At 41.5% G+C, this 8,252-nt stretch carries 6 protein-coding genes, 1 tRNA gene and 1 pseudogene; 7 read left to right on the forward strand and 1 reads right to left on the reverse strand.

What is annotated here, in order from left to right:
- The first annotated feature begins 285 nt into the window (after positions 1–285).
- From ROSEINA2194_RS00975 to ROSEINA2194_RS01005, 7 genes and pseudogenes are all read left to right on the forward strand, one after another.
- Positions 286–1,487 (forward strand): annotated as a pseudogene (locus tag ROSEINA2194_RS00975) (MalY/PatB family protein).
- Positions 1,488–2,012: 525 nt separating this feature from the next.
- On the forward strand, positions 2,013–2,948 hold the full coding sequence (gene cysK, locus ROSEINA2194_RS00980) for a cysteine synthase A (protein ID WP_007882287.1): 936 nt from the start codon (positions 2,013–2,015) through the stop codon (positions 2,946–2,948).
- A gap of 150 nt (positions 2,949–3,098) precedes the next feature.
- Positions 3,099–3,168: transfer RNA gene (locus ROSEINA2194_RS00985), tRNA-Cys, on the forward strand.
- A 261-nt stretch (positions 3,169–3,429) separates the two neighbouring features.
- Positions 3,430–4,143: a 5'/3'-nucleotidase SurE gene (gene surE, locus ROSEINA2194_RS00990; protein ID WP_044926765.1), complete on the forward strand. Its 714-nt coding sequence runs from the start codon at positions 3,430–3,432 to the stop codon at positions 4,141–4,143.
- A 539-nt stretch (positions 4,144–4,682) separates the two neighbouring features.
- Positions 4,683–5,045, forward strand: a complete 363-nt coding sequence (locus ROSEINA2194_RS00995; RefSeq protein ID WP_044926762.1) for a GntR family transcriptional regulator — start codon at positions 4,683–4,685, stop codon at positions 5,043–5,045.
- A gap of 68 nt (positions 5,046–5,113) precedes the next feature.
- Positions 5,114–6,514 (forward strand): DUF5808 domain-containing protein, encoded by a 1,401-nt coding sequence (locus tag ROSEINA2194_RS01000; protein WP_007882314.1) that lies wholly within the window; start codon positions 5,114–5,116, stop codon positions 6,512–6,514.
- A gap of 15 nt (positions 6,515–6,529) precedes the next feature.
- On the forward strand, positions 6,530–7,510 hold the full coding sequence (locus ROSEINA2194_RS01005) for a tRNA dihydrouridine synthase (protein ID WP_007882316.1): 981 nt from the start codon (positions 6,530–6,532) through the stop codon (positions 7,508–7,510).
- On the opposite strand, the gene ROSEINA2194_RS01010 is transcribed toward ROSEINA2194_RS01005, so the two are convergent.
- A complete protein-coding gene (locus tag ROSEINA2194_RS01010) occupies positions 7,505–8,083 on the reverse strand; it encodes a tyrosine-type recombinase/integrase (protein ID WP_007882321.1) in 579 nt (192 codons plus the stop codon). The genes ROSEINA2194_RS01005 and ROSEINA2194_RS01010 overlap by 6 nt on opposite strands.
- Between the last annotated feature and the right edge of the window lie 169 nt (positions 8,084–8,252).

An 8,252-nucleotide genomic window follows, 5' to 3' on the forward strand; every position in this document is an offset into this window, starting at 1 on the left:
TTTTTTCTTTGTATAAAAACCTTCAATATTGACTTGTGAAATACCGCTTATATCTGCCCTTTTGTACACTAAGAAAGCACCACAAAATCTGCTACTCCACGGTAAGTTAAACTCCGGCTATAGGATTCACCTATAGCTGATTCTAGATAAAATGAATTATGTTAAAAAGCAAAATTCTGCTATGATGTATATATCCAATAAGACCTACAGAAACAGTGGGAAATTATGATAACCAATCACAGAAGACAGAAATATATTACAAGTAGAAGAAACCAGAGGTGCGACATGGCAGAAAGAAATATTGACTTTGACAAAATTACAGACAGAAGAAATACAAACTGCTTAAAATATGATTTTGCAGTGAAAAGAGGTATGCCGGAAGATGTGCTGCCACTCTGGGTTGCAGACATGGATTTTCAGACATCTTCTTATGTACAGGATGCACTGATCAAACAGGCACAGCATGGGATTTTTGGATACAGTGATGGACAGGAATCTTATTTTGAAGCTGTGAAAGGATGGCTGAAGAAACATCATGACTGGGAAGTACAGGAAAAATGGCTGGTCAAAACACCGGGGGTCGTGATGGCTCTGGCATTGTCCGTAAAAGCATATACAGACCCGGGAGATGCAGTATTGATTCAGTCACCGGTATATTATCCTTTCTCAGAGGTGATTTCAGATAATGGAAGAAAAATCGTAAGCAGTGACCTTTTCCTGGGAGAGGACAACCGCTATCATATTGATTATGCAGACTTTGAGAAAAAAATCGCAGAGGAAGAAGTAAAACTCTTTTTCCTTTGCAATCCGCATAATCCGGTTGGAAGAGTGTGGACAAAGGAGGAGTTGGAGACAATTGGAGATATCTGCTGCAGACATCACGTGATCGTTGTGAGCGATGAGATTCATGCAGATTTTGTTTTTCAGGGAAAACATCACGTTTTTGCAAATCTGAAAAAGGAATATGCGGAGTGGACCATTACCTGCACTTCACCGGGCAAAACGTTTAACCTGGCTGGTCTGCAGACTTCTAATATTTTTATCCCGAACCAGAAACTGAAAAATGCATTCAAAAAACAGTTGGCTGCCGCCGGATACAGTCAGCTCAATGCAGCCGGACTTGTGGCATGTGAGGCGGCTTACCGGGATGGGGAAGAGTGGTATCAGGCGATGAAAAAATATGTGGCTGGCAATATCGCTTTTACAAAAGAATTTGTGGAAAAAATCTTCCGGGCGTGAACATGGTGGAACATGAGGGAACGTATCTGATCTGGCTTGATTTTAATGGACTTGGATTGTGCACGCAGGAGTTGGAGGATTTGATCGTTCACAAGGCGAAACTCTGGCTTGACAGTGGAAGAATTTTTGGAAAATGTGGAAGAGGATTCCAGCGGATTAACGTGGCTTGTCCGAGAAGTACGCTAAAAGAGGCACTGGAACGCATCGCAAAAGTACTTCCGGCAGATACTGTAAAATTTGCAAGCTAAACCAGATATAGCAGCAGCCAGGCATCGTTATTGTAACGCAATGCAAGTGAACAGGAAAATGTATCATAACGAAAAGAATTGCAAAAATTTATGAAAAAATAGTTGACAGTAAAGATGTTAATCGTTATAATTCCAATATAAACACATATTCCTATATGATTAGTAGGAAATGAGAGAGGAGACAATGATATGAAACACACAGGATTAAGCACACAGAAAAATCATATGATGTGTTGTTGCTGTTGTCAGGCTGTATGTATGAGTACGGTTTATTTTTCATATGCATTGTGTACCCGCTAAAAATTTGCAACTCAGGCAGGTGTCGTGCATAGGATACCTGCCATTTTTATTTTAGAAGATAAATCTTCTTCTCACTAAGAACACTATTTTAATTTTGCAAAAACAAGGAGGCTAAATCCTCTGCTCCTGTAGGAACAGTCGCATTTTGCTTCGCAAAACAAGGAGGCTAAATCCTCTCCTCACAAGAGTTCGGATTTTTGCTTCGCAAAAACAAGGAGGATTAACATGAGTGATATCAAATCAAGCACATTAGAGTTAGTAGGAAAAACACCAATCGTAAACGCAAGCAGATATGCTGCAAAAGCAGGCGTGACAGACGCAACCATTTTAGTAAAACTTGAGGCATTTAACCCGGCCGGTTCTGTAAAGGACAGAATTGCATTGGCAATGATCGAGGATGCAGAGAAAAAAGGTATTTTAAAAGAGGGCGCAACCATTATTGAACCAACCAGCGGTAACACAGGTATAGGTCTTGCAGCAGTTGCAGCGGTCAAAGGATACAGAGCAATCTTAACACTGCCGGATACCATGAGTGTTGAGCGTAGAAATCTTTTGAAAGCATACGGCGCAGAGCTTGTTTTGACAGAGGGCGCTAAGGGAATGAAAGGTGCGATCGCAAAAGCGGATGAACTTGCAAAAGAGATTCCGGGAGCCGTTATTTTAGGCCAGTTCGTAAACCCTGCAAACCCGGCAGCACACAAGGCAACAACCGGACCGGAAATCTGGGAGCAGACAGGCGGAAAAGTAGATATTTTTGTAGCCGGCGTTGGTACAGGCGGAACCATAACAGGTGTTGGTGAGTACTTAAAAGAGCAGAATCCAAATGTCAAAGTTGTAGCAGTTGAGCCTGCAACAAGTGCAGTTCTCTCTACAGGAAAAGCAGGAGCACACAAGATCCAGGGAATCGGAGCAGGATTCGTTCCGGATACTTTGAATACTACCGTTTATGATGAAATCATTCCTATCGAAAACGAGGATGCATTTGACGAGGGAAGAGCATTTGCAGTAAGCGAGGGCGTTCTGGTTGGTATTTCTTCTGGAGCAGCTTTAAAAGCAGCCACTATTTTAGCAAAGAGACCGGAAAATAAAGGAAAGAATATCGTAGTTCTTCTTCCAGACTCCGGTGACAGATATCTGTCTACTGCATTATTCAGCAACTAAGAGCGTTTCAGGTTCTGATTGTGAAAGAAGCAGCAGAATGAAATCAGTTTGAAACAGATCCCCTCATGGAAAATTTGATAAACATACTCCATGAGGGGATTTTTATGACAATAGATATTCGCCGGGTGTGCATTCTGTTGTTTCGTATCCGATGCTGTAGCCGCTGGTAGGGCATAGGTTTGCAAAACCGAAGTTGGTGGTTCGAATCCGCCCAGTATCACTCTTGAAAAAAGTGCTTATTTCGGAGAAGAGTAAAGCAGTAAAACTGGCGATGGTTTCAATATGAAAACAGAGAATAAGGGAATGCAGTTTATATTTGTGTATATGAACGAAAAAGTAAACTCCTCAAAATGAGGACTTTTAAGGCTAAAAAGTCCTCATTTTGAGGAGTTTTGCATTTTCGTGGAAAAAAGGATATGATAAATTAAATAGAAAAGATGGAGAAGAGAGTCTAAGAAAATTTGTGGAAAAGGAAAACATAATGCAAAAAATATTAATTACAAATGATGATGGAATACAGTCAGACGGTATCATTCGTTTGGCACGGGCAGCAAAAAAATATGGTAAAGTCTGGGTAGTGGCACCGGACGGACAGCGCAGTGCAATGTCACACAGGATCACACTGCATGAAACGATAGAGTTTCTTTCGGTTGATTTTCCGGTGGAGGGTGTGCACGCGTATGCAAGTACAGGAACACCGGCGGACTGTGTGCGTTTTGGAATTTTAAATATTGTGAAGGAAAAGCCGGACTATGTTTTTTCCGGTATCAATTATGGCTATAACAGCGGAACAGATATTCAGTATTCAGCGACCGTAGGTTCTGCGTTAGAAGCTGCGTGCGCAGGTGTGCATGCGGTTGCGTTCTCCGAGGGTGCATCGGAGTGTCATGAGGTGACAGACGCTTACCTTGAGCGGATGATGGAAGAATTGATGGAACAGCCTCTGGCGTACAATCAGATCTGGAACGTAAATTTTCCGCAGTGTGAACTTGAGAAGCTGCGGGGAATTTTATATGACAGGAAAATTGCAGACTGTGGATTTTTCATTGACGAGTATCTGGAAGAGGAGCTTGAAAATGGAAGAATACGACTGACTGTGCATGGAAATTATAATGAGAATGCCCCGGAGGGAACGGATTTCCGGGCACTTGTTGATGGATATATTTCAGTTGGGAAGGTGAATAATCTACGGTAAAAATGAAAGATACCAAATAATTGCAAGAAATCAAAAAAATAATGTTATTTCAAACATGATACCGGATTAATACAATATAATTGAGGCAGTGTATACAAAACGACAAGAGATGAAAGAACAGGCATAAGTTCCGGCAGATAATGCCGATTCCAAAATTCTTAAAAGAGACAATCTATGGCAGCAGATAAAAAAGAGCCATAGATTGTCTTTTTTTCTAATTAATATGGTAAATTATATAGTAAGAGTAAAAGTAAGGGATTTTGAGGAGAAAAAATGAAAACGTAGTACACATTATAATCCATAATGTACTGACAGAATTGACAAAAGATACTTCCAAGATGGATGGTTTTATTGAAGAATATAATAGATCGCATGCAGAAGAATAAAGTAATCTGAATATGTTTTACTTGACGTATGTATTGTTTGTATTATAATAGTTAATACAAACAATACATATTTTTTTTGACAAGATCCAGTGAGAAATGGATAAGAAAGATGAAAATATTGACATAACGATAAAAATACAGGAGGAATCCTACATGATCATATCCATCAATGAGATGTCAGAAATCCCAATTTATCAGCAGATCCGAAACCAGATCGTGCAGGGGATTTCCGATGGAAGACTATCGCCGGGAGAACAGCTTCCAACCGTCCGCGGGCTTGCAGAAGAGATCGGGATCAATTCCATGACAGTCAATAAAGCCTATAGTCTGCTCAAACAGGAAGGCTATATCTTCGCTGACCGCAGGAGCGGCGCAAGGGTGCGGAAAGAATTTGCGGTGACGAAAGAGCTTTCGGAAAAGTCCAGAGAACTGTTGCAGCAGATCATATCGGAAGCGAAAGTCAGCGGCATGACGAAGGAAGAATTTTTTGAAATCTGCGGGGAATTGTATGAATAAAATACGTAGTGATTTGATGAACAATTGCGAAACGCTTATTACAATCCAGCTTTGAAAGGAGAAAAACTATGATCGTAAACATAATTATGTTTTTCACAATGTATCCGGTTTTATTAGTTCTCTATTTTTGTTTCCGAGGACAGTATCAGTATGCAGATGGCTGCCTGTTTGCAGTAAACATGAAACCGGAGTGGATCAAGAAACCGGAGGTGGCAGCAATTGTGGAAAAGTTCCGCAGAGAGATGAAACAGTATTTTATATTTCTGCTGATCGTTCCACTTAGCAGTTTTCTGATAAAATACATATCCATCCAGCTTACAATCTGGATGATGTGGATATTGCTTGCAATCGCATTGCTATGTCTCCCGCTGGTGCATGCGAACAACGGATTGAAAAGATGGAAAACGGAACATTGTCTGTATGAAACGGAGAAGATGGAACACCGCATCGAATTGAAAGCAGTCGGAAAAATCAGAAGAGTAAAATTTCTGCCATTTTTCCTGCCGAATCTGGCGGCATTACTGCTTGCACTTGTGCCGGTATGGGCAAAGAGTTTCAATCCGGCTTTGGAAAAAACAATAGAATTAAGCAGTGTAGGGTGGCTTACAATTGTTATGTGGCTATGCGGAGTGGCACTGACTGCTGTAGCAGTCTGGATGGACAGACAGCCGACAGCGGTGATAAATAATGACAGTGACGTAAACCTGAATTATACAAGAGCAAGAAAAAATATCTGGAAAAATTTTTGGCTCATCGTACTCTGGCTGAATACGGCATTTGCGGCAGTGATCCTGGCAGCATCTTTTCTGGCAGATAATATGGGATGGATGATTTTGACAGGCAGCATGGTGTATGCACTGGCAACACTGCTTTTGTGTATTCCGTTAATGAAACAGTTAAGGAAAATTGAAGCAGTCTACGAAGCAAAGCGTGAGCTGAACGATAACATTGATGACGACAGGCACTGGATCTGGGGAATCTTCTACTACAATCCGGCAGACAGGCACAGCATGGTGCCAAAGAAAGTCGGAATGGGAACGACTATGAATCTGGCAACACCGGTTGGAAAAGGAAGTGCTATTTTGGGCGCAGTGGTACTTATGGTGACGATTCCGGCAATGTGTATCTGGCTGATCCTTGACGAATTCACACCGATCCGGCTTGCGGTAGAAGATGAGATACTTTACGCCAAACATCTGAACGTAGATTATGAGATTCAGGTGGAAGATATAGAACATGTCGAGAAGATCACAGAGCTTCCGTCCTGGAGCAAATCAAGCGGAACAGCGATGGATACGTTGGAAAAAGGAACATTTTTTATAAGAAATGTTGGGAAATGCGAGGTCTTTTTAAACCCGGAAAACACAGAATTTCTGCATTTTTCCGCAGATGGAACAGACTATTATATGAGTGGATCTGACGATGCGCAGACGGAAGAAATCTACCAGATCATACAGAGCCGGGAATAACAGGAAGGAAAGAAAATGAAGTATTACATGGCACCGATGGAGGGATTGACCGGCTATATTTACCGTAACGCATATCAGAAATATTTTCATGATATCGACCGGTACTTCACTCCGTTTATCACAAATAAAAAACTGGATTTTAAAGTGAAAAAGGACATTGATCCTGAGCATAATCAGGGTATGGAAGTTGTTCCGCAGATCCTGACAAATCAGCCGGACGATTTTATTTCGATTGTAAACCAGTTGAAGCAATATGGTTATGATGAGGTGAATTTAAACCTCGGCTGTCCGTCCGGAACGGTGGTGGCAAAAAACAGAGGGGCTGGATTTCTTGCAGTACCGGATGAGCTGGACAGTTTTCTTGATAAAATTTTCAATGCATGTGACTGCAAAATCTCCATCAAAACCAGAGTCGGAAAAGATTCGCCGGACGAGTGGGAGAATCTCCTTGCGATTTATGAGAAATATCCGTTATCGGAGTTGATCGTCCATCCAAGGATCCAGAAGGATTTTTATAAATATACGCCACGCATGGAAACCTATCAGTATGCAGCAGAGCACAGCAGACATTCACTTTGTTTCAATGGGGATATTCATTCGGTCGGGGCATACGGGCGGTTACGGCAGACATTTCCGGAAACAGAAAAAGTCATGCTTGGCAGAGGTATTTTGCAGGATCCGGGGCTGGTCGGAGAACTTCGGATGGTGGAGGCTCAGTTTGCGGCTAAAGATACGGGTACACCGGTTGGAAACAAAAAGTGCAATGTAGTGGACAAGCAGACACTCCGCGCATTCCATGATGATATCTGTGATGGTTACAAAGGCGTGATGTCCGGCGACCGCAACACGTTATTTAAAATGAAAGAACTCTGGTGCTATATGAGTAGGAGTTTCACGAATCCGGAGAAGTATCTCAAGAAGATCAAAAAGACGGAACGCCTTGCAGAGTACTATGTGATCGTGGATACACTGTTCCGGGAGCAGGAGTGGTCATAGATCAAGTTTCAGATAAATCTCATCACGTTCATCCTGGCTGATTCCGAGATAATGCTGGGTGATGCGGTAGGAGGAATGATTATAAATATCCATTAAAAGTGCTGGCGGAGTTCCCTGTTTCCATGCATGGTAACCAAATGTTTTTCTGAGGGAATGACAACTGATGCAGTCTTCTTGTGTGGTGTGAACTGCGGCAGTTTTGACGATCCGGTATGCCTGCGAGCGGTTGAGCGGTTTTTCGTGACAGGTTGTTTTCGTGAAAATATATTCGCTTTCCTCCGGGGACCGCTCATTGAAATATGCCTGTAGTGCATCCTTTGCAGTGGCATTTAAAAGAACATTGTTTCGTTTTCCAGTTTTTTGTTCGTGGATCAAAATATGGTCGTAAAAGCTTTGGAATTGGAAGTTGTATACAGATGACCATTTTAAAGATAATAGATCACCAATACGGAGTGCGGTATTTAAACCGAGGACAATGAGTGTATAATTGCGGACATTCGGTTTTTCATCTGCATAATACATACGGAATGAATATAACTCGTCCTCTTTTCTGATTGGCTGCGTGGTTCCCATGAGAATTACCTCCTGAAATTCATGATAAATTGTGCAGTTTCTGCACTTTGACATCCACAGTTATATCCCAAAATGACTGTATATACAACGTATAAATCGTGAGTAAATAAAAAAATGCACATTCTTACTAGAAATAGTTGTCATTTTTTGTTTTACTTAAGTTACTTAT

Origin of the sequence: Roseburia inulinivorans DSM 16841, assembly GCF_000174195.1 — a bacterium.
GTDB classification, from domain to species: Bacteria; Bacillota; Clostridia; order Lachnospirales; family Lachnospiraceae; genus Roseburia; species Roseburia inulinivorans.